Here is a 25,590-nt window from a genome sequence, read left to right on the forward strand (position 1 = left end):
TAACTTCGTCTCGATTAACCGTTAAAAATACCATAGGCCAAAAGCACCACCGCGGCGATGACCATCATGAAGATGTAAAACCCGACGTTTCCACTCTGCAACAACCGGATTCCCTTACCAGATTCGCCAACACTTCTGGCCAGGCCATTGACGACGCCATCTATACCCGACTTGTCGACCACACGATGCAGGAATACAGATAAGGCATTCAATGGGCGCACAATCAACGCATCATAGACCTCATCCACATAGAACTTACGGTAGGAAAGCCGCGCCAACAGGCCACGGGACACCTCATCGGCAGCCGGTATGGTAGCCTTACTCACATATTGCCGGTAGGCCACGACAGCCATAAATACAGCAGCTAGCGACGAAACTCCCATTAGGATATACTCCGTGCTGTGATCCAGATGGAATGTGCCGGTTTGAGCAACCGAATCAGCAAATACGGGGGAAAGGAAATCAGCCAACGCGTGACCGCCTCCCAAAGCCGACGGCACATTGATAAATCCACCGATGGCTGCCAATACCGCAAGAATAATCAACGGAACAGTCATTGACGCCGGCGACTCATGTAAATGGCTTGCCTGCTCCGCGGTGCCCCTAAACCGGCCGAAAAACGTCAGGAATAACATCCTAAACATATAAAATGCTGTAAACAACGCGCCGATAAAGCCGAGCATCCACAACAGTTTGTTATCGGCAAATGCATGGGCCAATATTTCGTCTTTGGAAAAAAATCCGGAAAGGGGAGGAATCCCTGCTATGGCGATGGTACCGATGAGCATCGTCAGGTATGTGATCGGCAACTGTTTCTTAAGCCCTCCCATGCTCCGCATGTCCTGTTCATTGCTCATCGCGTGGATCACAGAGCCTGCCCCCAAAAACAGCAACGCTTTAAAAAATGCGTGCGTAAGGACATGAAAAAATGCGCCGGTAAACGCCCCGACCCCCAGACCTAAAAACATGTACCCCAATTGCGAAACCGTTGAATAGGCCAGTACTTTCTTGATGTCATTTTGCGTGATGGCGATCGCCGCAGCCAATAGGGCGGTACAAATGCCGATGGCTGCCACCACCTGAAGCGTGATAGGGGAAAGTGTAAATAGGATGTTGGAACGGGCAATCATGTAAATACCAGCTGTAACCATCGTAGCGGCATGTATCAACGCCGAGACGGGCGTCGGGCCAGCCATGGCATCAGGCAACCAAGTAAACAACGGTATTTGCGCCGACTTACCCGTAGCGGCTATAAACAACAGCAACGTAATCAGCATCAACGTTGTATCGCCCATAGGCATAGTTGCCGCCTCGGGAAATACTCCCGCAAATTCCAATGTTCCAAACGTGGAAAAAATCAGAAATACGGCAATGAGGAAGCCTAAATCACCTATCCGGTTCATCACAAAAGCTTTCTTGGCAGCACTGGCGTAAGCCGAATTTTTAAACCAAAAGCCTATCAGCAAATATGAGCAAAGCCCCACCCCTTCCCAACCGATAAACATGACGATATAATTTGATCCAAGCACCAACAGCAACATGAAAAAAATAAACAAATTGAGGAAAGCGAAGAACTTCGCGAATCCTGGATCATGTTTCATATATCCTGTTGAATAGATATGGATAAGGAAGCCAATGCCCGTGACGATGAGCAACATGATAGCACTCAATGGATCGACCAAAAACGAAAGAGAAACATGTAAATTCCCCGCACTAATCCAATCGAAAATCAATTGTGTGAATGTTGCCGCCTCCCCGGCTTGCCGGGCGCTATATACCATCGAGAACACGCCGCAGCTCAACAGAAACGCCCCCAATACCACACCACTACCGATAATTCCGACTAACGATTTTGGCAACACATTCCTACCGAGCCCGTTGACCAGAAAACCAACCAAGGGGAGTAGCGGAATCAACCAAATTAACTCTATCATGTTTATTGCTTAAAATAAGTTCAGTCTTAAAATTTCAAACCAATGTTATGCTATATGTCAACAGCCCGCTATTACACAGCGGGATATACCAGCGATACCACACTTATCCCCGTAAACGGTTTAAGGCATTAATATCTACCGAACGAGTATTCCGATACACCATCACGATAATCGCCAACCCGACTGCTACCTCTGCCGCTGCCAAAGCCATGATGAAAAAAACGAACACTTGCCCAGAAGGATCACCACTATAGGCCGAAAAAGCCGTCAACAATAAGTTAACCGAATTGAGCATCAACTCAATGGACATCATGATAATAATTACGTTTCGCCGAATCAGCACACCAATGACACCGATGGCAAAAATAACACTACAAAACAGGATATAATGGTTAAGCGGAATACCCTGCATATTTTGTACGATAGTTTCCATTTAAGCTTTTTTTGGATCGTTTTTGGCCAACAATACCGCTCCTACCATGGCGGTTAACAAGAGAATAGATGAAATCTCAAAGGGAAGGAGGAACTCACTAAACAATACCCTACCCAAGTTGCCGACTAAGCCAATATCCGGGTCTTTTAGGATGATGGATTCCGACGACTCCAACGCTCTGAACGAACCCGCCAATGTGACCACTAAGCACATACCTGCAATCACCCCCATAAATTTCACCAGATTCGACTTCAGTGGCTCGGTATCCTTATTGAGGTTGAGCAGCATCAGTACGAATAGGAACAGTACCATGATTGCCCCCATATACACAATAAAATTGACTACGGCTAAAAACTGAGCATTCAGTAAAATATAATGCACAGTAAATGTAAAAAAGGTAATCACCAGATACAGGACGCTATGTACCGGATTCTTGGTGAAGATAGTCATTAGCGCAAAAAATACCGACAGGAAGGCTACAAAATAAAAAACGCTCATGCTGTTTTTGTAAGGTTTTTCAGCTGATTAGGCTGTGGTTTCATGCTCTTTTTTATATTCAAACCGCGGTTCCACCAGTTTGTCTTTACCATAAATAAAATCTTTACGCAATTGTTCGGGCGGCACGTGCGAGCCGTCTAAGAAGATGGCTTCCTTGGGGCACGCCTCCTCGCAAAGTCCGCAGAATATGCACCGCAGCATATTTATTTCGTATACAGCAGCGTATTTTTCTTCCCGATAAAGGTGCTCCTCGCCCTTCTTACGTTCCGCCGAAATCATCGTAATTGCTTCGGCAGGGCAAGAAAGCGCACATAGCCCACAAGCCGTACACCGCTCCCGCCCTTCCTCGTCACGTTTAAGCGAATGTTGCCCTCTGAAATTTTTTGAGTAAGGCCGTTGCACCTCAGGATATTTATATGTTGCCTTAGGTTTAAAAAAATGCCTTATGGTGATACCAAGTCCCCGCGCAATGGCCGGTAGATACATCCGCTCCCAAAAATTCATGGGTTTCTGCTCCAGTACCTTCTTTCTATTACTTAGTGATTGCATAATCTCTTTCCCTTCCATTCTCATTAAAAATAAGTGTCCTTCACAATGGTGATAATGCCAGTCAACACAATATTAGCCACGGCCAAAGGTATTAAAATCTTCCATCCTAACCGCATCAATTGGTCATAACGGAAACGAGGGATTGTCCACCGTATCCACATGAAGAAAAAGATGAAGGCGAGGATTTTCGCAAAAAACACCAATACTCCGATGATGGTAATCCAGTTTTGAGATAGCCCCAAATCATACATAAACGGAAAATTATAACCACCAAAGTAAAGTGCCGCCATCAGGGAGGATGACACGAACATATTAATGTATTCGGCAAACATATAAAAAGCCAGCTTCATTGAAGAATACTCAACGTTATAGCCCCCAATCAGCTCCGTCTCACACTCGGCAAGGTCAAACGGCACGCGATTACATTCGGCAAATGCGCAAACCAGGAAAATCAGAAAGCCTATGGGTTGTACCCATATATTCCAATTCACAAAGCCTTCCTGTTGTGCAACGATTTCACGGAGCGAAAGTGTGCCAGTCACCATCAACAATGCAATTAAGGAAAGCCCCATGCCGATTTCGTAACTGATACTCTGGGATGCCGCGCGTACAGCGCCCATCAACGAGTATTTGTTGTTGGAGGCCCAGCCGCCAATCATGATGCCATATACGCCTAATGCAACGACTCCAAAAATATAAAGGACGCCCACATTAATATCAGCAACCTGCAGCGTAATCACACGATCACCGATTGTTAGCTCTTGCCCCCAAGGAATCACCGCGCTGCTGATACATGCCGTGAACATCGCTACCGCCGGCCCAATAATAAATAGAAATTTATGAGCGCCCGCAGGGATGATTTCTTCTTTAAAGAAAAACTTTCCGCCATCACAAAGCGGCTGCAAAATACCAAAGGGGCCGGCGCGATCCGGGCCGAAACGCGCCTGCATAAAGCCAGCCACTTTCCGTTCTACCAACGTAGAATACATGGCTATTACTAGCGTAATGGCAAACACAGCCACCACCAAAATCGTTTTTTCTACCAATAAAGCAGACTCCATAGTTAAAAAATATGTTCCGTTTATCGCATTGCGCGACGTTATGCCAACTTATAGCAACTCCTTGGCCCGTTCGAATTGTTCCTTATTTGCCTCCTGCAGCATCAGGTTTTTCTTAACTACGGCAGGCGGATTCAGCTCTGCGTAGTGATTGAGGGAAATTACCGAAGTACGTTTTACCTCGCGGGGCCCTTCTATCACCCAATCCGATGTTGCCTTCTTTTCAAACCGGCAGGTATTGCAGATAAATTCCTCTACCTCGCCGTACTCGTCTTTACGCGCCGTGACGCGAAGCACCTCTTCCCCTTTGTACCACAAGGTCACCTTTCCGCTGCATGTCGGACAATCGCGGTGGGCCTCAACCGGCTTCGTAAACCATACGCGGTTTTTAAACCGGAAAGTCTTATCCGTCAATGCCCCAACCGGGCACACGTCGATGACGTTACCCGAAAACTCGTTGTCGATAGCCTTCTCTATATAAGTTGAAATCTCCGCTGCATCTCCCCTTCCCAAGATACCATGCACACGCTGGGGGGTAAGTTGGTCAGCCACAAACACACAGCGATAGCAAAGGATGCAGCGCGTCATGTGCAACTGCACTTTATCTCCGATATCAATTTTATTGAACGTTCTCCGCTCAAACTCATAGCGGGTGCTGGCTAGCCCATGCTCATAGCCTAAGTCTTGTAAATGGCATTCACCAGCCTGGTCACATATCGGGCAATCCAGCGGGTGGTTGATAAGCAGCATTTCCACCACCCCTTTTCTGGCCTCAATGACCTCGGGCGACGTGATATTCTGCACCTCCATTCCATCCATGACCGTGGTACGGCATGAAGCCACCAGTTTCGGCATAGGGCGGGGATCCTTGTCCGACCCCTTGCTTACCTTCACCAGGCATGTACGGCATTTACCCCCACTGCCTTGTAATTTCGAATAATAGCACATGGCTGGGGGCACAATATCACCTCCAATCAGCCGGGCGGCATTCAATATGGTCGTCCCTGGAGGGACTTCCACCGGGATACCGTCAATATTTACCTTGAATTTTACGTCATCAGCCATCTTCTTCAGCTTTGGGTTCGGTCTTTAATCAGCTTCCAGCCGATCATTAGCCTACCGTTAAGTATTTTGTTCTATACGCACGTACGTCCAGCTTCTGCATTACTATGTGCAATCCGGCACGTCGCGTAGCTTACATCACCGGTTCAAGAGGGTCTGCATAATGCGCCAAACCATAATTACGGCGCTGTGCCTCATGCCCATTGGTGATGTGCCATTCAAACTCGTCTCTAAAATGGCGGATAGCACTTGCTACCGGCCAAGCCGCTGCATCGCCCAACGGACATATGGTATTGCCCTCGATTTTCTTGGATACATCCACCAACAAATCAATATCGCTGTATGAACCATGACCAAACTCGATTTTGTGAAGCACCTTTTCCATCCAGCCGGTACCTTCTCGACATGGCGAACATTGCCCACAACTTTCATGATGATAAAACCGTGTGAAATTCCAGGTATTGCGCACAATACACTGATCCTCGTCAAAAGCGATAAATCCGCCGGATCCCAACATCGTACCGCTTTGGAACCCACCATCAGCTAATGATTCGTAGGTCATCAAGCGGGATTCGCCTTTCAGTGTCTTCAAAATCAAGTTCGCAGGTAATATTGGCACTGAAGATCCCCCGGCCACGACCGCCTTCAAGCGTTTGCCATTGGCAATACCTCCGCAATACTCATCCGAATAAATAAACTCTTCAACAGGTAATCCCAATTCGATTTCGTAGACGCCCGGCTTGTTCAGATTGCCACTGGCAGAAATCAGTTTCGTGCCGGTGCTACGTTCGATACCTATTTTTGCATACTCTTCCCCACCTTCATTGATAATTGGCACAGTAGCCGCGATAGATTCAACGTTATTCACTACCGTGGGACAATTATACAATCCCGAAACTGCCGGGAATGGTGGTTTTATTCTCGGATTGCCGCGCTTACCCTCCAGCGACTCCAGTAAGGCCGTTTCCTCCCCGCAGATGTAAGCTCCGCCTCCAGGCTGTACATACAGCTCAAGGTCATAGCCGCTACCCAAAATATTCTTACCAAGGAAGCCGGCATTTTTTGCCTCGGCAATTGCCCGTTCGAGAATCCGTATCTGAGGCATCATTTCTCCCCGTACGTAGATGTAGGAAGTATTTGCTCCCAACGCATAGCTTGACACAATCATGCCTTCAATCAACGCATGCGGGATATGGGTCATTAAATAACGATCCTTGAATGTTCCGGGCTCCGATTCATCGGCATTGCAGACCAGATAGCGCGGCACACCTTCCGGTTTAGCTAAAAAGCTCCATTTCATACCGGTCGGGAAACCTGCCCCACCACGCCCGCGCAGTCCTGATTTCTTCACCTCTTCCACCACTTCTTCGGGCGTAAGTGTCTTCAAGGCCTTTTCCACGGCACGATACCCCCCTTGTTGGCGGTATACTTCGAAGGTATGGATACCGGGAACATGAATATGTGTCAATAATAACTTACGTGCCATAATATCAGCTTTCAACCTTGGCTTTCCGATGGTCAACCGTTTACCTTGGCTTTTTCTGTTAATTCTTCAATCAGTTTGTCTACGCTTTCTTCGGTAAGGTTTTCGTAAAACGTATATTCAGGTCCGATTTGCAGCACAGGTCCATAGCCACAAGCCGCCAAACACTCCACGCCGCGCCAACTAAACAACCCGTCGGGAGTCACTTCACCTTCCTTTACACCGAGCCTGTGTTCAATGTGCTTCATGATGCGTTCGGCGCCCACCAGACAGCACGGCCCTGTACGACAGACCTCCAATACATATTTCCCTTGCGGTTGCAGGAAAAACATGGTGTAAAACGTCGCCACCTCGTAGACCTCGATTGACTCAAGATTTAGGTATGCGGCTACGCTATCCATGGCAGGAACGCTCAACCACCCATACTTGGCCTGTACTTCGTGCAAGATAGGCAGCAACGCCGATTTCTGTCTTCCCTCCGGATAACGCGATACGATTTCGGCAAACTTGCCGAGCATTTCTTCCGTGAACTCCACGGGTTCGTTATGTTTCACACTAAGCATCAAGTTCTCCTGCTATAATGTTTAAACTACTCATGTTGATGATAGCATCAGATAACAACATCCCACTGCTCATGGGGGCGTACATCTGGTAATTGATAAACGAGGGTCTCCGGAAATGCAGGCGATAAGGTGAGCGGCCGCCGTCACTGATTAAATAAAAGCCCAGCTCGCCATTGGCGCCCTCAACACAGTGATACAATTCCTTCTTTGGCGCATCTATTTCACCCATCACAATCTTAAAGTGGTAGATGAGTGCCTCCATGTTATTGAATACCTGCTCTTTTGGCGGAAGGTAGAAGTCTGGAACGTCCGCGTGAAATACACCCTTAGGTTCCTTTTCTATTTTAGCCAAGGCCTGTTCAATGATTCGCAAGCTTTGCCACATTTCATGATTACGCACCAAAAACCGGTCGTAAACATCCCCATTTGTACCTACAGGAACCTCAAAATCAAATTCCTCGTACGAAGAGTAAGGTTCGTTGGCGCGCACGTCATAATCTACGCCTGTGGCCCTCAGAATTGGGCCGCTCCAGCTGTAACTAAGCGCTGTTTCGGCATCTACGGCGGCCACACCTGAAGTCCGATCAATAAATATACGATTGCGTTCCAACAGTGCTTCAAACTCCTTCAACACTGCGGGAAATTCGTTAACAAACTCCCTGATCTTCGCAAAAGCCACCTCATTGAAATCCCGTTCAAACCCACCGATACGCCCGATATTAGTCGTCAGTCGCGCCCCACATATTTCTTCGAATATTTCATAGATAAATTCGCGTTTTACCATCATCGGAATAAATCCGGCAAACGTGCCGGTATCGACTCCAAGGATGCCGTTGCAAATGATATGATCGGCAATACGCGACAACTCCATGATGATTACGCGCATGTATTGGACCCGTTTGGGCAGCTCGATATCCAACAACTTTTCTACCGTCATATGCCATCCCATGTTATTGATAGGCGAAGAGCAGTAGTTCAGCCGATCGGTCAATGTCGTAATCTGATAGTAAGCGCGCCGCTCGGCTATTTTTTCAAACGCCCGATGGATATAACCAATGGTCGACACCCCGCTAATGATTCGTTCGCCATCCACTTGCAATACGTTCTGGAATACACCATGTGTAGCAGGGTGCGTAGGCCCGAGGTTGAGCGTAAAAAGCTCGTCCTGCGGATCATTGTCGATAAAGATCGGCCTGTTGTCTGTTAATTTAATCTTGCTGATAGCATCACTCATATCGAAACCGTTTATCTACCGAAAAAATAATCCCCTTTATCCATTCGGTTGGGGTCCTCCAATGGATATTCTTTCCGCATCGGGAATACGTCCATATCATCAACATTCAATATCCGACGCAAATCGGGATGCCCCACAAACTGGATTCCAAAGAAATCATACGTTTCGCGTTCCATCCAGTTGGCACCATTCCACAGTACCGTAGCGGTGGGGATAGCCGGATATGCGCCATCCAGAAACACTTTTATACGTATCCTCACGTTATTTACCAAACTATGCAGGTGATAGACCACCGCAAATTCCTTGGGCAAATCGGGGTAGTGTACGGCCGTAATATCCGTAAGGTAATTAAACTGCAGTTCGCCATCGGTTTTTAGAAACTCGAGTATATCCAGAATATCCTCTTTCCCTGTCTCAATGGTAAGCAACCCATAAGGGTCTTCAATTTGATTGAACCGATTTTCAAAGCGCGTATTGAGTCGCCCGATAACGCTATCATTGCTCAGTTTAGCCATTCGTATGGAATCCGTATTTTTCCAGCAACGCCTTATACTCGGGCGTTTGCCTTCTGTTTAATGGTTCGTTCTTTACAATCTCCTGCAGCCGCATTACGCCGTCCAGGATGGCTTCCGGTCTAGGCGGACACCCCGGCACATATACGTCTACAGGAATGATTTCATCAATCCCCTGTAACACCGAATAAGTATCGAATATTCCCCCGCTTGACGCACATGCGCCAACAGCAATCACCCACCGAGGTTCGGCCATTTGCGAGTACACCTGCCGGAGCACGGGCCCCATCTTCTTTGCGATGGTCCCCATTACCATCAGCATATCTGCTTGTCGAGGAGAAAAGCTGTTTCGTTCCATCCCAAAACGCCCCGCATCGTAAGTTGCGGCCATTGTAGCCATAAACTCAATGCCACAACACGATGTTGCGAATGGCAACGGCCACAGTGAATTGGCTCTCGCCAATCCGATAGCTTTATCCAATGATGTTGCGAAAAAACCAGATCCTTGAATACCGGGAGGAGCTTCCGCCATTTTTATATCACTCATGCTAACCCCTTACCTTTCTTAATAAAAAAAAACTCATCAGTCACACACTGATGAGTACAAATCTACAATATATTGCCCTTTTAAACGGTTAATTATATTATTTAGAAACGTTCTAAAGGTGTTTATTCCCAGTCCAATACCCGTTTTTTAATCACATAGATAAACCCGAGAAGAAGCAGTGCCATGAACACAAACATCTCAATCAAACCTGACAATCCAAATTCACGGAAATTAACGGCCCAAGGGTACATAAAAATGACCTCGATATCAAAAATCACAAATAGGATTGCTACAATGAAGTATTTGATTGAAAAAGGTTGCCTGGCATTTCCTATCACCTCAACGCCCGATTCGAATGCACCGAGCTTGGTTTCTGTCTTTACCTTGGGACCAATGAAATGGGTCAACAGAATCACGCCTGCGGAAAAAAGGATAGCAACCCCAAACTGGATCAAAATCGGTAAATAATCACTGGGCATACTTTGTACTTCTGGTTCCATACTATGCTAACTATAAGATGCGACAAAGCTAAAAATAAAGCGCTAATTTTAAAAATTAGCGCTTTATAACATTCAATTTATTCTAACAAATCGGAAATTATTGACCTGAAGAACCGCCCGTTGATGCTGCTGACGCTTGCTCAAGATATTGCAATGTCTGTTTCGCCCAAGCATTCTCCGGATCAAGCTTTAATACTTCGCCGATCAAATCCCTACCTTTTTGGTACTCACCACGCTTTACACTCACTACGGCTATTGTGCTATATGCATCAACCAGCCTATTTTTATTCCTCTGAATTTCGCTGTCCCCTTTTTCTTTTACCATTTCAATGTATTTCAAGAAATAAGGCTCCGCGAGTCCCTTTGGATTTTCAGGATCATCCAAAAGATTACTTACATTCGCCCTGAACAGGTAAGCATCCTGAGTGGTCGGTGCCTTTTCGATAACCAGTCCGAGTGCCGTATCGGCCTTTTTGAGCCATTCAGTACGGGCCGGCTCCTCGGCCAATTGCTTGGTTGCCGCACCGTAATAGGTAGCAAAGCCAACATAGAAATTGTCGAGGACATGGTTCCGGGATGTAGGCGTAGCCGCAGGTATTTCAAACACCTTCGCCGCCAACGCATACTTCTTTTTATTGGTAACAAGATCCATACCTACCTCATGTAAGTCATCGGCGATAGAAGAATCGATAGCTACCGCCTTTTCCAATTGCGCAATCCCCTTATCGAAAAGGGCTTCATCTACCGGATCCTGTTCTACGGCGATATTAATGTCTGCCAACCCTAAATGCAGGTAATCAAGCGAAATAATCCGCTCTTCCTCCATGCGGGTGAACATTTTCTCCAACGCCTCTTTACTTTCTTGGTACTGCTTGTTTTCATAAGCCGAATAACCCAAGTAACGTAATATCTTTGGATTTACATCCTCCAATTGGGCCAGTTCAGCGGCTTGCGCTTGCAGCTCTTCGTAGTCCTTCACGTACACCAAAAAGTCGGCGTAGCGAATCCGTGAATCTACCGTATAATCGGTTTTATCCATGTATTGCTTGTAGAATGCCACAGCTTCTTTATTCCGTGCTGCGTAGTCCTCACTCGTAGTAGCCGTATTGGCCCACGCGTGGTACGTCTCTGCCAGTTCCCTATAGGTCGGTGCGTAGTCCGGCACCTCGGAAGCAATTTGTTTCAAGCCGTCAATAGCTTCCTGCCACGCATGTGACCCCCGGGTGATCACTTGCATCTGCACACGGGCACGCGTAAGCGTATTATCAAGCACTGTAGCGTCCCGATAGCTCTTGTATGCCATGCTATTGTTCTTCAGCCCAAAATAGGCATCACCCAATGCCAAAGGTATCAACGGATCTTGGTTGTTTTTGGCTTTGGCCTGATCGAGATATTCCACCGCCTTCTGGTAATCTGGCTGTGGTGCATCGATATAAGCCCTTCCAATGTGGTACAGCTCCAAATAATCTCTCCGTTTCAATCCCGAAGTCGCTTCGGCAAATTTGGTTGCAGCTGCACTCGCATTCTCGTTGTACAAATCTACGATCCCCTGCCCTACTTTATTCAGGTTGTTTTTGGGATCAGCTGCCAATCCTTGATTAAAAACGTTTAATGCGGAATCCAAGTGTTCATTATGTATATAGACAAGCCCTAAATAAAAATAGTTCTCTCCAGCTTTGGGCTTGTTTTTTACAAGTGTTTCCAACATTCCTTTGGCCTGGGCGAATTGCTCGGCATCTATCGCCTTCCTCGCATCGTCCAAGCTCTGCGCACGTACTCCCGTAATCACAAAAGCAAGGGATATACCCCATATCATTGCTTTTTTCATCATTTTCATTTTATTTAGTGTTCAACCTTTATTACTATCTGATAATCAATTCCCTTGGTGGCAAACTATCCGGCATCAAGCCGGATTTTAAAACTACCCGTTGACCGGATTCACCCGTTAAGAACGCGGCAAACCCCATGCCTAAACTCTTCCGGGGCTCAGCATTGATGATGTACACCGGGCGGGCAAGCGCATACAGATTCTCCGCTAAGTTTGACTGCGACGGCTTGTAATATCCATCGCCACCACGCTCACCCTGCCGCCCTTTTAGCGCCAAAACCTTAACCCCATCGATGTACTTCTGTATACTGCTATCGGGCCGCGCTATCCAGTTGATCCCCACCACTCCCACAGATTGCGGCGTTTCGTATACATACTTGAGCACCTCCGGATTAGACTGCATGGCATAAACACCCGTCGTCGGTAGGGAATCTATGCCTGCTATTTCCTTAAGCAGCCGAACGGTGCTTGAATTCGGATTATCAAACACCAGCCTGTTCAGCGACCCAATGCCGGCATTACCTCGCAGGATCTCCGTAATGTGATCCAATGTAATGGTTGAATCGGAAACCTGCTTATTCACTACAAACGCTATCGCATCCGTTGCAAACTTATATACCTGAGGCACAAACTTACGGGCTTTAAAGAACGCTGTCTCCTCTTCGGTCAATAATCTCGTCAATACAACCACCTCCACTTCCCTATTCAAAAGTTTACTGATGACCTGGCTTTCCCGGGCACCTGCCAACTCAACGTCGGCACGGCGATACAAGTGTTCAAACACCGCAACCTGCTCTTCCATGATGGGAAGCAAGGTCTCATCTGTCAGCACCTGCAATTGTCCGCTCACGATGGTCCGGTTTTCGCCCGACTGACTATTATTTTCACGATTGCTACATGACCACAACGAAGCAGCAAGACCAAAAAAGACGGGTAATAATACTAATTTTTTCATTGTTATGAAAAAATATCATGTTTTTTTTTAAATTAACTGCTTCGAACTATCGACTCTGCCAAAGTCGGATAAAACGAAAGAAAGAATAGACCACCAATAATATTCCAAACAACGTCCGCAGGGTACTATCCAATTCTAGCGGAAAATTTTTCCAAAAAATGATGGCCAGGCCTAATGCAAAGTAAAAACCAAACATAAACAGCCCCAAAACAGACAGAAACCGCTTGGTGGGCGATTTCTGTCTGCCATTATTATCCCTATAGTATCTAGCGGCCAACTTACCTATTGCTGAAGGTTAAGTCGGATAGGCAATGTATAGGCTACGCGAACCGGCCGTCCATTCTGGATACCGGGGCTCCATTTCTTAGCTTTCTGCAAAAGCTTTAAAGCTGCCTCGCCCGTTCCATATTTCAAATCCCGCACAACTCTCAAGTCAGTTAAGCTTCCGTCGCGTTCTACCACGAACGAAATCTGCACCTGACCATTCACACCCGCCTCAATAGCCGCCTGTGGATAATCATAATTCTTAGCAATCCATTCCATAAACTCCTTCATCCCACCTGGCGGTTCTGGATTGATCTCTACTGATTGGAAGACCTGATCACTGGATGTTTCTGTCACCTCAGCGTCGATCTCACCTTCGCCGACAGGCAGATCAATACGGATTTCTGCATTGGGGTCACCTTCTATGGTCTTTGACCCGGGATCAGCCAATTTAAGCTGTTCTACCGTAGGAGGTTCCTCGTCTTGCACCTGCTCGGCGGGAACAACCTTCGGCTCAGGCATCCGCACCTGGTCTACCCGAGGCGGAGGAGGCTCAACCGGAGGGGGGGGAGGAGGTTCCTCCTCGTTTACAGGTGGCGGCTCTGAGAGCACAACCTCTGTTTCAATAATTTGTTCAACTGGCCCATCATCGCCCATTTCTATTCCCATCCACCGTGCAATCGCCGGCGACATTAGAAGTAGTACGAATACGACGGAAGCCGAAAACAACCCGATGTTGGTGGCCTTAGGCGACAACTTACGGAGATCGTATGCTCCATAAGACTTGTTCCGACCGTCAAATACCACATCGAGCCATTCTTTCTTAAAAATATCTAATTTTGAACCTATCATAGCTATCGTATTCTGTGGTTATTGTCAATCATTATACAGGTTGTCCCGTTGCAACACTTCTATTTCCGCATCGCTGATGGTACCAATCATATATATTGGTGCTTTGATAATATTCATTTCATCCAGAATATCTACCAAATTGCGGTGAGTAGACTTATCACTGGGACGCACAACAATGATCAGGTCTTTTCCTGTCTGCTGTCTCACCTGTTCCATCTTTTTGATCAGGATAGGCCGAACCCCATCCTTACCATAATCCACGATCTCTGGCCCTTCTAGGGGATTGCTGTAATCGCCGTGATACCATTCGATCTTATTGTTGCTACCCAGCAACAACGTCAGCGTCCGGTTGTCGGCCACCTCAAGTCTATCTTCCGGATTGTCTTCGTTTTTATCCGGCATGGCCACGTCCATGGCATTGGGCTTGTTGATGGAAGTGGTAAGCATGAAAAACGTGATCAAGAGAAACGCCAAATCCACCATGGCTGTCAAGTCTACTCTCGGCTGCTGCTTACCACCGGTATTTAATTCTGCCATTTTTTTATCCTTTATGTTTAAATTGCATTGCTACTAAAAATCCTCGCTACGAAGACTGGTGATCAAACTAAACTTATTCACCTTTTGGCTTTGCAACACATCCATTACTTTCTTGATCTCGGGATACTTTTCATTGGCATCCCCTTTTATTGACACCCGCATCTCGGCATTCTTCAACTCCTTCGTCGCAACGCGAGCCGAATAAATCCAATGGAACAACTCATTGCTGAGTGCATCGGTAGAATCGATGGGAATACCAGGTTGCAGACCGGGCTTTACACGATCATTAGTACCCAGATTGATCAGTTGTTTCAAATTGCCCATCGGCACGCCGAAACTCTCCATCGTCGAAAACTCGGCCTTTTCTTCAGGGGTAAATGCGATGGAATATTTTTCTGACATAAGCTCTAGCATCCGGGCTCGTGCATTCCTGTTTACCACACCAAAGAACACTTTGCCTCCATCGCCCACCGTAATCAACCCCAAATCATCGTCTGGCAATTTTACTTGTGTAGCCGACGCTGGCGTATCTACCGGCATCGGTTCGGGTTGCCGGGCTGTGGCTGTCAATATAAAAAACGTGAGCAGCAAGAACGACACGTCACACATCGCGGTCATGTCTATCGTCGTACTGGCTCTTTTAACTTTTACCCTTGGCATAATTTATAATTTTAGTTGCCTACTTCGTATTGATAAGATGCACATTCATCCGGCATTCCATAAGCCGGATGAAATTTTTTACTATTTGTGCGTAGCTGCGTAAGTCTGTACGATAGAAAACCCAGCTTCGTCAATCGAGTAAGTTAATGTATCTATCTTAGATGTAAAGATGTTATAGAATACGATGGCTACCGTCGAGGTAGCGATACCTGTAGCCGTGTTAATCAACGCCTCAGAGATACCGTTTGCCAGTGCAGCAGAGTCCGGAGCACCACCGGTAGCTAATGCGGAGAACGCCCTGATCATCCCTGTTACCGTACCTAATAGCCCTGTCAATGTACCGATAGAAACCAGCGTAGCGATGATGGTAAGGTTCTTTTCGAGCATTGGCATTTCCAACGCGGTCGCTTCTTCGATTTCCTTTTGGATAGCTACAGTAGCTTGATCGGTATCAAGGTTTGGGTTTGCCGATACATCTTTATATTTAAGCAGACCTGCCTTGATAACATTTGCTACCGAACCTTGTTGCTTATCGCACTCTGAGATGGCCGAATCAATGTTGCCTCCTCCGATAAGAGACTGAATTTTCCGCACGAAGTTGCCCACATTGCCTTTTCCAGAAGCCCTTCCAATCACGATGAAGCGTTCAACCGCAAATACCCATACCATCAGGAACAACCCCAGCAATACCGGCACCACATATCCGGCATGGTATACCATCCCTAAGTAATTGCCCTCTAAAGGCCGGTTCTCCGGATCGCCATCGACAAAGTTATTCGGATCGCCCATGATGAATCTCCAAACCAATGCGCCGATGACGAAACAAATAATAATTGCCAGACTTGCAAAAACGTTGGATGTTGAGTTGCTCTTTTCCTTTTTTGCTGTACTTGTTTTTGGTGCGTTTGCCATTTTTTTTGAATTTTTAGATTTTAACGTTGTTAAATATGATTTTTAAGTAATTTGTGCAATTTAATCCGCTACTAACCACTAAAAATGGTTAAAGCAAATATAGTGTTTTATACTAAAAACAAAATCTTTGTCAATAATTGTTTAGTAAAACTTATTTACATGCCGGGGTGCGCAGCAGCAGCATCAACACACCTTAAACAAACATCGCTTCTGTAATCCAAAAGCAATTTTTTTACAATGAAAACTATTTTTTTTTGTAATTGCAAATTAAACATTCAAATAAATAGCTGCCGAGTAGTGTATAATAGCGTTTAAACATGAATGGATAGTGTATACCAACGCTACGCCAACACACAACTAACTAATAATAAATGATTTAATGAAACAAGACTTCGCCGCTTTTATTAATCAATATATTTTTTTTGTTACTTCCGGTTAGGTTGATTGTTATCCCCCTGCCAATTTAGCTCGATATCCTTCATCAATCAACAATTGCAACACTCGCTGCCTAAAATCACCTTGAATAATAATCTCACCCTGCTTAGCGCTTCCTCCCACTCCGCATTTTTGTTTTAACAGTTTGCCTAACGCCTCCAAATCTTCTGGCGTTCCCACAAAGCCCTTGACAAGCGTTACCATTTTCCCGCCCCGCATTTTCTTATCCAGCATCACGCGCAAGTCCTGTTTGTTTTTTGACAGTGTAGATTCTTCGTTCGGTTCCTCTTCGTGGTATACGAAGGCATCGTCTGTGGAATACACAATGCCGCTATACCGCTGTTTCTTCTTCATGCTTTAGTAAACGGTTATTTTGCGAATAAATTACGTTCAATAACAAAATTACACTACGTTCAACAAAGAATTGTCAATGTACTGGGATTTACTGCGATATCCAGCACTTTGCCCATCGCTTTGGGTTCGCCATCCACGTGCACGGACCCGATATACGTCCGCTCAATGTGGATCCGCCTGCCAGGGATAATCTCTACATATTCGGATTGATCCGCTGTCTTATTAAACAGGTGAAACACCATCATCGGAATGGTATATAAGGGAAACTTATGAACGATGCAAACATCCAATAGACCATCGGTTACTGAAGCCTGCGGTGCAACATATGCATTATTACCATATTGCGGTGAATTCGCCACACTTATCATAAATGCCTCGCGTTCGAAACGATCCCCATCAATATCCAGCACATATTGTTTTGGTTTATAGGTACTAATTTCGGTCAAGACCGCCTTTAGATACCCTATTGGCCCTCGAAGCGAATCATTCGCAAACCGATCGCTTACCGAAGCGTCAAACCCTATGCCGGCCATATTAAAAAAAAACAGGCCATTGATAACGCCACTATCGATGGTCATGTGCTCAAACCGATTCAGCCGCTTCACTGCGGCGCGTTCATTGAGTGGGATACCCAGGTATAAGGCCAGCCCATTGCCTGATCCTTCGGGAATAATACCCAATATCGTATCGGTACCATTCAGGGCCGATGCGATTTCATTGATCGTACCGTCTCCCCCCACCGCCACAACTACCTCTACGCCATCGGCTACGGCTTTTGTAGCCAACTCGTTGGCATGGCCGATATGCCCCGTTAAAACAAACTCGGGATCATATAACGCCAAGTCAAGATCTTCCATGACGCGCTTCTCGAAGCCTCTTTTTTTCTTGCCTCCAGATATTGGATTAATAATAAATAAAATGCGCTTCCTTTTCCCCATGCCTCTTGGCGTGTTTACCATGACAAATGTATCAGCAATATTGGTATATTTTTATGTATATGGCAACAATTTATAAAAACTTAACATCAGTCGATTAGGAATAACGAATCGCGATCTTCCCGTTTTGAAAACAACAAAAGTATTGTAGCTTTGCAGCGTGAAATGTGGATTGATTTGGATATGATAGCCGTCCAGAGCCTTCATAGGATTGCAACCACGATAAAAAAGTGCTAAAAACATGCTTTCCCTCATTTCAGCCATTGGATATTTATACATTAGATAATACAAATAATATAGTAATGCCTTATTTATTCACTTCAGAGTCCGTTTCCGAAGGACATCCAGATAAGATAGCTGATCAAATTTCTGATGCGCTTATTGACAACTTCCTGGCATGGGATCCTGACTCGCGCGTTGCCATTGAAACACTGGTCACCACGGGGCAGGTGGTGCTTGCGGGGGAGGTCAAATCTAAAATATACCTCGATGTACCAAAAATCACTCGATCGGTAATCGAACGCATCGGGTACACCAAGTCCGAATACATGTTTGAAGCCAATTCGTGTGGCATCCTCTCCGCTATACATGAGCAGTCTCCGGATATCAATCAAGGTGTAGACCGTAAAGAAAAGCAGGAGCAAGGCGCCGGGGATCAGGGAATCATGTTTGGCTACGCCAATAATGAAACCGAAAACCTGATGCCTTTGGCCCTCGACCTGGCTCATAAGCTGCTCTATGAGCTGGCCGCACTGCGTCGCGAGCATGATCAGATAAAATACCTAAGGCCTGATTCAAAAGCACAAGTAACGTTGGAATATGATGACAACCATAAGCCCATCCGAATTGACGCCATTGTCATATCTACCCAGCATGACGAATTCGACACCGAAGCCGCTATGCTTGACCGGATCAAATCCGATATGGTCAACATCCTTATTCCAAGAGTAAAAGCCCAATTGAAGCCCGAGTTGCAACAGCTTTTTACCGACCAGATCACATATCATATTAACCCCACTGGGAAATTTGTGATTGGCGGCCCACACGGAGACACCGGATTAACCGGAAGGAAAATCATCGTCGACACGTATGGTGGTAAAGGCGGCCATGGCGGCGGGGCCTTTTCTGGCAAAGATCCATCCAAGGTAGATCGATCAGCGGCCTATGCGACGCGTCATATCGCGAAAAATTTAGTGGCTGCAGGCGTAGCTGATGAGCTGTTGGTACAGATTTCTTATGCTATCGGTGTAAAGGATCCCATTGGCATATACGTCAACACATATGGCACGTCAAACGTCGGACTATCCGACGGCGAAATTGCCCGCAAAATCCAGGAATTGTTTGATATGACACCTTACGGCATCGAGACCCGTCTTAAACTGCGTAATCCGATTTATTCGGAAACGGCTGCATATGGTCACATGGGACGCGAGCCACGTACGGTGACAAAGACCTTTGAAAACAGCAACGGCGAGATCACCTCTTTGGACGTTGAACTATTTACGTGGGAAAAGCTCGATTATGTGGACCGTGTGAAAGCCGCGTTTGGCCTATAAGGCTGCAGCGGCTGTTTGAACTTGGCGGTTAATCTTTTTGACCAGCCCTTGCAGCACATTGCCGGGCCCTACTTCCGTAAATGATGTAGCCCCACTTTCAATCATGTGTTGAATGGTTTGAGTCCAACGTACCGGCCCGGTGAGCTGATCAATAAGGTTTTGCTTTATCGCCTCAGGATCAGTGTACGGCTTTGCATCGATGTTTTGATAAATCGGGCAAACCGGTTTGTTAATAGCCGTTGCTTCGATGGCCGCTTGCAATGCCACCTTGGCAGCCTCCATCAAAGGCGAATGGAAGGCCCCGCCTACATTAAGCTTCAGCGCCCGTTTTGCTCCGGCCTCCAGCAGCAATTCGCAGGCTTTGTCGACGCCTTCGATAGACCCTGAAATCACCAATTGCCCCGGACAATTGTAATTGGCTGGCACAACCACTTCACTGACGCGCCGGCAAATATCCTCCACGGTAAAATCATCAAGTCCCAGAATGGCGGCCATTGTAGATGGCTGGATTTCCGTAGCTGCCTGCATTGCATTGGCACGTGCGGCCACCAACTGCAACCCATCTTCAAAGCGCAAAGCTTGGGCCGCTACCAACGCCGAAAATTCACCCAATGAGTGTCCGGCTACCATGTGTGGGTTGAATGATTTCCCCAGTGCTCGCGCCAGGATAACGGAATGCAAAAAGATGGCCGGCTGGGTGACCTTGGTCTGTTTTAAATCTTCGTCTGTGCCCTCGAACATGACATCCGTAATACGGAATCCCAAAATCTCATTGGCTTGTTCAAACAAGAACTTTGTTTCTTCGTTATGGTTATACAGATCTTTACCCATACCTACGAATTGGGCACCCTGTCCGGGGAATATATAAGCATGCTTCATTTGTTGTTCAGTTTAATCTATGCACTTCGAAAAAAAAAAGACCTTGGCAAAGATATCATTTGACACCTAAAATTAAGGCAATTTAGCTAAGTTTGTTTTCCATGGTCAAGCGAATTACATGCATCGTCGTGGTCTGTTGTTCGGTAGTCGCCGCGGCCTGTGCGCAGTGGACCGACAGCACGCACTATTATGTGCAGCTTTCTTCTACCAATTCGATTAATAAGGCCAATAATCAGAGTGCCTTCCTTTTCAACAATGGATTACGTTTTTCAATTCAAAAAGAGCGGATACGCCTCAATCTGAATAACAACTGGCTTTATGGACAACAAGACAGTGTCAAGACGAACAACGACTATTCTGCCAGCTTCGATGCCAACTTTTACCGCGCCAATAAGCGTTTTTTTTATTGGGGACTGGCAAATTACAACACCAGCTACTCATTGAGGATCAAAAACCAGCTCCTTACCGGTGCCGGCGTAGCATATAGCATGCTGGATAATGACGTAGCCTACATCAATATCAGCGATGGTTTGCTTTTTGACGCAAGCAGTATTCTTGAAAACGACATTCCTATACACTACCAGACCATACGCAATTCATTCCGCCTCGTATATAAGTTTACCATTAAGCAATTCGTCATCTTGCAAGGCACCAACTTTTATCAACCCTCGCTTACGAGTGGGGCCGATTTCAACATCCGGCTGAATAACGACATTTCCTTTCAACTCAACAGATGGCTAAGCCTCAAAGCAGCCTTGACGTATAATCGAATCAACCGTACGGACAGCGAGAATCTCCTATTTACATACGGGCTGGCCTTTGAACGGTATTTTTGACTATGACGTGTTATTCCGGTACAAAGCTCAGGCTTGAGAGGCGGTCATCTGCAAAAATCTCATTCGCAATCGCTAATAATTGATCGGCCGTAACCGCATCAATTTTGCCAAACACCTCATTCAACGTCTGCACGCTACCATAATCCAATAGGCTTTTGGCCAACGTGATGATTAAATTAAGCCTGTTTTCTTCGCCCAACGCTATCTGTCCCTTAAACTTCTTTTTCGCTTGATAAAGCTGCATCACCCCGAGCTTTTGTTCGCGCATTTTTTTCAGCTGTTGTCCTACCAACCGTCGCGCCTTGTCCGCTTTCTCCTCATCGGTACCAAAGTAGATATGAAACAATCCCGTGTCAGAAAGCGGTGTATAATTGGATTCAATGGTGTATGCAATACCATGCCGTTCGCGCACGACCAAATTGAGTCTCGAGCTCATGCCCATCCCCCCCAGTATATTGTTGAGCAGCAATAACCCGGTCTTATATTCATGATGAATGTCGTAAGCCAACCCACCCATCACATAATGTGCTTGGTTTATGGGTTTCTTAATGACCGCATGGTGGTTTCCGTATTGGGTAGGAGCCTGCCGATATCGCCGGTTTCGACTTTCCGGAATCTTGCCCAGAATCCGGTTGGCAATACCTCGTACCTCCTTTAGGGAATAATCACCGGTGACGCCAATCACAATCTCATGCGTATTGTAATTCCGCTGGATAAAATTAACGATATCGGCCTTGGTAAGTCGTTTCAGATCATCAACCGTACCCAATATATTATGTCCAAGTGCATGTCCTTGAAAGAGTAGGTCTTCAAAATCATCCATGATGGCCTCTTCGGGACTGTCCCAATAAGAAGCCATCTCATCCAGAATTACCCCTTTTTCTTTTTCCATCTCGCTTTCCGGAAAAACCGAATGAAAAAACAAATCTTCAAAGAGATCCAACGCTCGTGCCAAATACGGTGTTAGGAAAGACGCGTGAACACAGGTATACTCTTTGGTAGTGTAGGCATTCAGATCGCCCCCTACGGCCTCAAGCCTATTTAATATTTGTGTAGTATTGCGTTTTTCCGTTTGCTTAAACAACAGATGCTCGATGAAATGAGCCAACCCGTAATGCCCCTCTTGCTCATCCCTTGCTCCGGCATTGATGATCATGCATGCATGAGACACCGGCGATGTGGAGTGATGTTGGATTACCCGGATGCCGTTGGGTAACTGAATAAGATCGTATTCCATTGCCACGCAAGATAACAAAAACCTGCTGGGTTTTCAGAACCCAGTAGGTTTTTTAGCCTCCACCTCCGGGTCTGCGATCGCCTCTCCAGCCTCCTGGACCTCCGGGCCCACCGGGACGGTCAAACATGTTTCCCCCAGCAAAATTTGAAAAGCGGTAAGACACCGTAAGCATAAAATAGCGTGCCAAGCGATTGCTGCGGCTATCGACGATCATATTCTCGGTCACATTCCGTGAAACGTTGATCTGTTCATTAAGCAAATCGAAAGCTTGGAATCGGATTGCGCCAGTCCTGCCTTTAAAAAACTGCTTTTCGATATACGAATTGATGATAAATGGATTAGCCTGCACCGAAGCACTGTAACCGTTGTTGGTTGTTTTTGCCAAATCCGCTCCAAATATCCAGGTAGGGGAGAGGTTGACCGAACCATTCAACGTAAAAGCCCAAGTTGAAATATTATTATCCGCATTATTGCGGGATACCACGGTATTGGTTGTGGTGTTGTACGTATAACGTATTCCGGGTACGACCTCTACAAATTCAGAAGGGTTATACCGGAAATTAATGTTTTGGCTTATCAGCCAATTTTTTGCAATATTGCGCAATGTCTGGAAGTCCGGTTCAGCGCCCGGGGTAGCAACGTCCGAAGTTGTGAATGAGACATTGTTATTGTACATGACCATCCCACCATAAGAGATGGTATAGGTCCGATTCGAAAACGGTTTTGAGAAGTTGTAAAAACCCCGTGCGTTATAAAATCCGCTGGTATTGAGATACTCGGTTTCCTGCACGACCCCTAACGTTGGGTGATTGGGGATTGTTGTCCGATTGGTCACAATCTTATCTTCCGCCAACGACCCGGTAGCGCCGACGAAGAAAGACGTCCCATTACTGATGTCAAAATTACGGTAATTGATACGGAGTTCGTGTGTGAACTCTGCATTAAGGTTCGGATTACCGGTCACGGGCGCATTTGGATTCGAATAGTCCGTGAAAGGTTGTATTTGAGTCACACTCGGCTCGGTGGCCCGCCCGGTATAATTTACATTAAACCGTTTGGTGCGGGACATCTCATACTCCAACCGTGCCACCGGCATCCAGTTAAAGCCGTCTCGGCTAATGGGAACATACTCGCCGTTGACATTCGCAGCCCCCCTTAGTAGATTGGGCTGTGCCGCCACGCCGAGCGAGTAATTCCATTTATCTTTACGGTATCGATAGGTTAGGGATCCACGGTGTGTATAAAACGTGTAGTCGTACTGCTGATCCACGTTATACCCCGGCTGGTCAATAATTGCCCCATCCAAATTATAAGCGTTGGCCCTCCTATTATTGTCATATGACGCAAAATTAAAATCATAACTTGCCTCTACCGTGCTGTTCTTGCCAACTGGCTCGATATAAGAAACGGTCGTCCCGCCATTGAGGCTTTTGTTCTGAAGATCCACTAAATGCTGTTCATATTCGGCAAGGTAATCTTCTACCGAGCCTTGAAACACGATCGAATTAATGATCCGTTCCTGGTCTTGTTCAGTACTCGCCGTATTAATGGAGAAATTTACAAAGATGTTACGGCCGTTGTCGCTCAATCGACGGTTATACAAGCCACTGGCACCATAGTTCGGTGAGTAAGACCGATTAGTTTGATTATTTTCAAGATCATTTACAAGTACATCGCCCAACCTATTTCTGCTCAACGATAAGTTATCTCCCCGGTTTTGCCGATAACTGAAATTAGGTGAAAACTTAATGAAGTTTTTCTGATCTGGTTTGTATTCAACATTCCAACTGAACCTATGGTCGTTACCGATACTTCCATTGTTCATGTTACTTGATATAAAGGTATTTTCTCCCGAAGCGATAACTTCTTCCAACCGGTCGCTCAGCGTCGTGTTATCGGTATGACCGAAACTATAATCACCGTACATCAATAATTTGTCATTGATATCTTGGCGGTAGTTGATACCGATAGACTGCGTATTGGTGATCCCGTCGCTGCCACCGAAACCGCCGCCGCCCATCCCGCCTCGGGCAAAACCACCACCGCCCATGCCACCGAAGCTGCCGCCACCGGGTCCGCGACGGGCACCGCCACCTCGTATGTTGAAATCAAACATATTCGCGTTTACATTATTCAAGTTTCCCAAGACCGATAATTGCATGCCCTCTTTAAATTTGCCATACGATCCTGTTGCCTGATAGCGATCTTCCGTACCGCCGCCCACACGGAAATTGCCGTATTCACCATTATTATTCTCAGGAGCGATTTCCAGGTTTAATACCCGCTCGGGGCTGCCGCTACGGTTACCGGTCAGGTTGGCCATATCGCCATAGTCATCCACAATCTGGATTTTTTCGATGATTTCCGCTGGCAGGTTCTGTATAGCAGCCTTTATATCCCCGCCGAAATAGTCGCGGCCATTAATCCGAGCACGCGTTACACTTTCGCCCTGGGCGGTAACATTGCCATCCTTATCGACTTCCACACCGTCGAGCTTTTTCAATGCATCCTGTACCAACGCCCCTTCACGAAGCCTTAGATCTTTAGTTGCGTATTCGAGTGTATCTTCCTTAACCGTCATTGCGGCGACACCCGTGACGGACACCTCTGCGAGCATTTGGCTCGATTCGTTTAGGCTTACGGGCAGCATCAGCTCATTTTTACCTGCTTCGAAAGCAAAGCTCCGCTGAAGCGTGTCGAGGCCCAGACTGGTTACCGTAAGGACAAAACGATCGCCTTTTATATTGGTGAACGTAAAAAGACCTCCTGCACCGGAGCTTGTGTGCACAGAGTCGAGGGGCGAGACGAGTTTAATGGAGGCGCCTACAACGGGTTCACCTCGCTGATTGCTTAACGTGCCTTGCACCCGTTTGTTGGTTTGGGAAAATCCCAGAACGCTGAGCGAGGTCAATAAAACGCTCAAAAGACTTACTGTAAATGTTTGTCTAATACCTGATTGATTGCTAATTGTCATTAT

25 protein-coding genes are annotated in these 25,590 nt (G+C 46.4%); 2 read left to right on the plus strand and 23 right to left on the minus strand.

Annotated features, from left to right (window positions below; all coding sequences use genetic code 11):
• Nucleotides 1–14 precede the first annotated feature (14 nt).
• From nuoL to B5X72_RS16150, 20 genes are all read right to left on the minus strand, one after another.
• On the minus strand, nt 15–1,934 hold the full coding sequence (gene nuoL, locus B5X72_RS16050; protein ID WP_079717942.1) for an NADH-quinone oxidoreductase subunit L: 1,920 nt from the start codon (nt 1,932–1,934) through the stop codon (nt 15–17).
• Nucleotides 1,935–2,037: 103 nt separating this feature from the next.
• Nucleotides 2,038–2,367: an NADH-quinone oxidoreductase subunit NuoK gene (gene nuoK / locus B5X72_RS16055; RefSeq protein WP_079717943.1), complete on the minus strand. Its 330-nt coding sequence runs from the start codon at nt 2,365–2,367 to the stop codon at nt 2,038–2,040.
• Complete coding sequence (locus B5X72_RS16060) at nt 2,368–2,865, minus strand: NADH-quinone oxidoreductase subunit J family protein (protein WP_079717944.1); 498 nt, start codon at nt 2,863–2,865, stop codon at nt 2,368–2,370. It lies immediately after the preceding gene.
• Nucleotides 2,866–2,892: 27 nt separating this feature from the next.
• Nucleotides 2,893–3,414 carry a NuoI/complex I 23 kDa subunit family protein gene (locus B5X72_RS16065; protein WP_079717987.1) on the minus strand — a complete coding sequence of 174 codons (522 nt, stop codon included), beginning with the start codon at nt 3,412–3,414 and terminating at the stop codon, nt 2,893–2,895.
• Nucleotides 3,415–3,437: 23 nt separating this feature from the next.
• Nucleotides 3,438–4,475: an NADH-quinone oxidoreductase subunit NuoH gene (gene nuoH / locus B5X72_RS16070; RefSeq protein WP_079717945.1), complete on the minus strand. Its 1,038-nt coding sequence runs from the start codon at nt 4,473–4,475 to the stop codon at nt 3,438–3,440.
• A gap of 48 nt (nt 4,476–4,523) precedes the next feature.
• On the minus strand, nt 4,524–5,537 hold the full coding sequence (locus B5X72_RS16075) for an NADH-quinone oxidoreductase subunit G (protein WP_079717946.1): 1,014 nt from the start codon (nt 5,535–5,537) through the stop codon (nt 4,524–4,526).
• Nucleotides 5,538–5,667: 130 nt separating this feature from the next.
• Nucleotides 5,668–7,020, minus strand: coding sequence for an NADH-quinone oxidoreductase subunit NuoF (gene nuoF, locus B5X72_RS16080; protein WP_079717988.1), 1,353 nt, complete (start codon nt 7,018–7,020; stop codon nt 5,668–5,670).
• Between the two features lie 32 nt (nt 7,021–7,052).
• A complete protein-coding gene (locus tag B5X72_RS16085) occupies nt 7,053–7,580 on the minus strand; it encodes an NADH-quinone oxidoreductase subunit NuoE family protein (RefSeq protein WP_079717947.1) in 528 nt (175 codons plus the stop codon).
• Nucleotides 7,573–8,814: an NADH-quinone oxidoreductase subunit D gene (locus B5X72_RS16090; RefSeq protein WP_079717948.1), complete on the minus strand. Its 1,242-nt coding sequence runs from the start codon at nt 8,812–8,814 to the stop codon at nt 7,573–7,575. The genes B5X72_RS16085 and B5X72_RS16090 overlap by 8 nt, the downstream gene beginning before the upstream one ends.
• Nucleotides 8,815–8,825: 11 nt before the next feature.
• Nucleotides 8,826–9,329 carry an NADH-quinone oxidoreductase subunit C gene (locus tag B5X72_RS16095; RefSeq protein ID WP_079717949.1) on the minus strand — a complete coding sequence of 168 codons (504 nt, stop codon included), beginning with the start codon at nt 9,327–9,329 and terminating at the stop codon, nt 8,826–8,828.
• Nucleotides 9,322–9,873, minus strand: a complete 552-nt coding sequence (locus B5X72_RS16100) for an NADH-quinone oxidoreductase subunit B (RefSeq protein WP_079717950.1) — start codon at nt 9,871–9,873, stop codon at nt 9,322–9,324. Before B5X72_RS16100 ends, B5X72_RS16095 begins: the two co-directional genes overlap by 8 nt.
• A 122-nt stretch (nt 9,874–9,995) precedes the next feature.
• Nucleotides 9,996–10,373 (minus strand): NADH-quinone oxidoreductase subunit A, encoded by a 378-nt coding sequence (locus tag B5X72_RS16105; protein ID WP_079717951.1) that lies wholly within the window; start codon nt 10,371–10,373, stop codon nt 9,996–9,998.
• A 97-nt stretch (nt 10,374–10,470) separates the two neighbouring features.
• Complete coding sequence (locus tag B5X72_RS16110) at nt 10,471–12,204, minus strand: tetratricopeptide repeat protein (RefSeq protein ID WP_139378739.1); 1,734 nt, start codon at nt 12,202–12,204, stop codon at nt 10,471–10,473.
• 31 nt (nt 12,205–12,235) lie between these two features.
• On the minus strand, nt 12,236–13,156 hold the full coding sequence (locus B5X72_RS16115; protein ID WP_079717953.1) for a PstS family phosphate ABC transporter substrate-binding protein: 921 nt from the start codon (nt 13,154–13,156) through the stop codon (nt 12,236–12,238).
• A gap of 282 nt (nt 13,157–13,438) precedes the next feature.
• Nucleotides 13,439–14,272, minus strand: a complete 834-nt coding sequence (locus B5X72_RS16125) for an energy transducer TonB (protein ID WP_079717955.1) — start codon at nt 14,270–14,272, stop codon at nt 13,439–13,441.
• Between the two features lie 24 nt (nt 14,273–14,296).
• Nucleotides 14,297–14,809 (minus strand): ExbD/TolR family protein, encoded by a 513-nt coding sequence (locus B5X72_RS16130; RefSeq protein ID WP_079717956.1) that lies wholly within the window; start codon nt 14,807–14,809, stop codon nt 14,297–14,299.
• A 33-nt stretch (nt 14,810–14,842) separates the two neighbouring features.
• Nucleotides 14,843–15,469, minus strand: a complete 627-nt coding sequence (locus B5X72_RS16135; protein ID WP_079717957.1) for an ExbD/TolR family protein — start codon at nt 15,467–15,469, stop codon at nt 14,843–14,845.
• 81 nt (nt 15,470–15,550) lie between these two features.
• Nucleotides 15,551–16,381, minus strand: a complete 831-nt coding sequence (locus B5X72_RS16140) for a MotA/TolQ/ExbB proton channel family protein (protein WP_079717958.1) — start codon at nt 16,379–16,381, stop codon at nt 15,551–15,553.
• A 447-nt stretch (nt 16,382–16,828) separates the two neighbouring features.
• The gene (locus tag B5X72_RS16145; protein ID WP_079717959.1) at nt 16,829–17,170 is read right to left on the minus strand and encodes a translation initiation factor; all 342 of its coding nucleotides are present in this window, start codon (nt 17,168–17,170) and stop codon (nt 16,829–16,831) included.
• A 59-nt stretch (nt 17,171–17,229) separates the two neighbouring features.
• A complete protein-coding gene (locus B5X72_RS16150; protein WP_079717960.1) occupies nt 17,230–18,108 on the minus strand; it encodes a diacylglycerol/lipid kinase family protein in 879 nt (292 codons plus the stop codon).
• Between the two features lie 299 nt (nt 18,109–18,407).
• Here B5X72_RS16150 and metK point away from each other — a divergent pair, with 299 nt between their 5' ends.
• A complete protein-coding gene (metK, locus tag B5X72_RS16160; protein WP_079717962.1) occupies nt 18,408–19,661 on the plus strand; it encodes a methionine adenosyltransferase in 1,254 nt (417 codons plus the stop codon).
• Here the strand turns inward: metK and fabD are convergent.
• Nucleotides 19,656–20,540, minus strand: coding sequence for an ACP S-malonyltransferase (gene fabD, locus B5X72_RS16165; protein ID WP_079717963.1), 885 nt, complete (start codon nt 20,538–20,540; stop codon nt 19,656–19,658). The genes metK and fabD overlap by 6 nt on opposite strands.
• Before the next feature lie 101 nt (nt 20,541–20,641).
• On the opposite strand from fabD, the gene B5X72_RS16170 reads away from it, so the two are divergent.
• Nucleotides 20,642–21,376, plus strand: a complete 735-nt coding sequence (locus B5X72_RS16170) for a DUF481 domain-containing protein (protein ID WP_079717964.1) — start codon at nt 20,642–20,644, stop codon at nt 21,374–21,376.
• A gap of 10 nt (nt 21,377–21,386) precedes the next feature.
• Here B5X72_RS16170 and B5X72_RS16175 read toward each other — a convergent pair whose 3' ends face one another.
• Nucleotides 21,387–22,613, minus strand: a complete 1,227-nt coding sequence (locus B5X72_RS16175) for a M16 family metallopeptidase (protein ID WP_079717965.1) — start codon at nt 22,611–22,613, stop codon at nt 21,387–21,389.
• 52 nt (nt 22,614–22,665) lie between these two features.
• Nucleotides 22,666–25,536, minus strand: coding sequence for an outer membrane beta-barrel protein (locus B5X72_RS16180; protein ID WP_176146246.1), 2,871 nt, complete (start codon nt 25,534–25,536; stop codon nt 22,666–22,668).
• Nucleotides 25,537–25,590 lie beyond the last annotated feature (54 nt).

It is taken from the genome of Parapedobacter luteus, assembly GCF_900168055.1.
In the GTDB taxonomy this organism is placed as follows: domain Bacteria; phylum Bacteroidota; class Bacteroidia; order Sphingobacteriales; family Sphingobacteriaceae; genus Parapedobacter; species Parapedobacter luteus.

Bases quoted from the DNA above. Each gene is read 5' to 3' on its own strand.
- nuoL (WP_079717942.1), bottom strand. From the start codon at position 1,934: ATGATAGAGTTAATTTGGTTGATTCCGCTACTCCCCTTGGTTGGTTTT.
- nuoH (WP_079717945.1), bottom strand. From the start codon at position 4,475: ATGGAGTCTGCTTTATTGGTAGAAAAAACGATTTTGGTGGTGGCTGTG.
- B5X72_RS16060 (WP_079717944.1), bottom strand. From the start codon at position 2,865: ATGAGCGTTTTTTATTTTGTAGCCTTCCTGTCGGTATTTTTTGCGCTA.
- B5X72_RS16150 (WP_079717960.1), bottom strand. From the start codon at position 18,108: ATGGGGAAAAGGAAGCGCATTTTATTTATTATTAATCCAATATCTGGA.
- nuoK (WP_079717943.1), bottom strand. From the start codon at position 2,367: ATGGAAACTATCGTACAAAATATGCAGGGTATTCCGCTTAACCATTAT.
- B5X72_RS16170 (WP_079717964.1), top strand. From the start codon at position 20,642: ATGGTCAAGCGAATTACATGCATCGTCGTGGTCTGTTGTTCGGTAGTC.
- B5X72_RS16125 (WP_079717955.1), bottom strand. From the start codon at position 14,272: ATGATAGGTTCAAAATTAGATATTTTTAAGAAAGAATGGCTCGATGTG.
- B5X72_RS16065 (WP_079717987.1), bottom strand. From the start codon at position 3,414: ATGCAATCACTAAGTAATAGAAAGAAGGTACTGGAGCAGAAACCCATG.
- fabD (WP_079717963.1), bottom strand. From the start codon at position 20,540: ATGAAGCATGCTTATATATTCCCCGGACAGGGTGCCCAATTCGTAGGT.
- B5X72_RS16090 (WP_079717948.1), bottom strand. From the start codon at position 8,814: ATGAGTGATGCTATCAGCAAGATTAAATTAACAGACAACAGGCCGATC.
- B5X72_RS16100 (WP_079717950.1), bottom strand. From the start codon at position 9,873: ATGAGTGATATAAAAATGGCGGAAGCTCCTCCCGGTATTCAAGGATCT.
- B5X72_RS16115 (WP_079717953.1), bottom strand. From the start codon at position 13,156: ATGAAAAAATTAGTATTATTACCCGTCTTTTTTGGTCTTGCTGCTTCG.
- B5X72_RS16135 (WP_079717957.1), bottom strand. From the start codon at position 15,469: ATGCCAAGGGTAAAAGTTAAAAGAGCCAGTACGACGATAGACATGACC.
- B5X72_RS16140 (WP_079717958.1), bottom strand. From the start codon at position 16,381: ATGGCAAACGCACCAAAAACAAGTACAGCAAAAAAGGAAAAGAGCAAC.
- B5X72_RS16095 (WP_079717949.1), bottom strand. From the start codon at position 9,329: ATGGCTAAACTGAGCAATGATAGCGTTATCGGGCGACTCAATACGCGC.
- nuoF (WP_079717988.1), bottom strand. From the start codon at position 7,020: ATGGCACGTAAGTTATTATTGACACATATTCATGTTCCCGGTATCCAT.
- B5X72_RS16085 (WP_079717947.1), bottom strand. From the start codon at position 7,580: ATGCTTAGTGTGAAACATAACGAACCCGTGGAGTTCACGGAAGAAATG.
- metK (WP_079717962.1), top strand. From the start codon at position 18,408: ATGCCTTATTTATTCACTTCAGAGTCCGTTTCCGAAGGACATCCAGAT.
- B5X72_RS16130 (WP_079717956.1), bottom strand. From the start codon at position 14,809: ATGGCAGAATTAAATACCGGTGGTAAGCAGCAGCCGAGAGTAGACTTG.
- B5X72_RS16175 (WP_079717965.1), bottom strand. From the start codon at position 22,613: ATGGAATACGATCTTATTCAGTTACCCAACGGCATCCGGGTAATCCAA.
- B5X72_RS16145 (WP_079717959.1), bottom strand. From the start codon at position 17,170: ATGAAGAAGAAACAGCGGTATAGCGGCATTGTGTATTCCACAGACGAT.
- B5X72_RS16075 (WP_079717946.1), bottom strand. From the start codon at position 5,537: ATGGCTGATGACGTAAAATTCAAGGTAAATATTGACGGTATCCCGGTG.
- B5X72_RS16105 (WP_079717951.1), bottom strand. From the start codon at position 10,373: ATGGAACCAGAAGTACAAAGTATGCCCAGTGATTATTTACCGATTTTG.
- B5X72_RS16110 (WP_139378739.1), bottom strand. From the start codon at position 12,204: ATGATGAAAAAAGCAATGATATGGGGTATATCCCTTGCTTTTGTGATT.